We start from the raw sequence: 651 nt of genomic DNA, 5'->3' as shown, positions 1-651 counted from the left end.
GTTGATCATCGAAATCAGCCAATGAGTACGCACATTTCACAAGCGGCCGCAGAACAGAGCGAAACATCGACCTCTATTGCACGTAGCTTGGAAGACATCAATAACATCGCCGATCGCAGTTACCATGCGATGGCGGAAATCGCGGCCACCAGCGAAAACTTGTCTAGCTTAGCAAGCCAGCAAACGGAGCTTGTTCACCGTTTCAAGTTGTAAGGTTCAACAGAAAACGGTCAATAAACCTATAAAGTCATCGGATAAGGGCAACTTTTCAACGTAAGCTTGCCTTGTTTTTTATGCGCCTTGTCTACATATGAAGATCAAGCGCTTGCACTCTCTTTCACATCCTCTTTTTGCAAGCCGTACTGAGAAGGAAAAGTTATGGCTGTACACGTTGGTATCATTGATCAGGACCCTGTCAGACTGGTGACCCCTCTCCTCGATCTGCGTACCGTCAGCACTCATATCGTGTTTATCGGTGATGAGTCACAACGCGATATGTATCAAAGACTTCATTCTGTGCTTGCTCAGCGTGATATCACTTCCGAACTGTTTGTCATCCCCTCTGTTGTCGATACTCTTGATCAACAATCTATTCAGACCTTAGCTGAAGATCTCAAAAGCCGTGGGGARGATGTCAAACTGAACGCCAGT

1 protein-coding gene and 1 pseudogene are annotated in these 651 nt (G+C 46.2%); both read left to right on the top strand.

Annotation, left to right across the window (positions count from 1 at the left end):
* Positions 1–213 (top strand): annotated as a pseudogene (locus tag CIK04_RS26375) (methyl-accepting chemotaxis protein); the annotation flags it as partial.
* A 165-nt stretch (positions 214–378) separates the two neighbouring features.
* Positions 379–651, top strand: a 273-nt coding sequence (locus tag CIK04_RS26370) for a DUF1887 family CARF protein (protein WP_128824713.1), incomplete at its 3' end; no start/stop codon positions are given.

Source organism: Vibrio sp. 03_296, from assembly GCF_002265885.1.
This window is presented reverse-complemented; position numbering and strand designations above follow the sequence as displayed.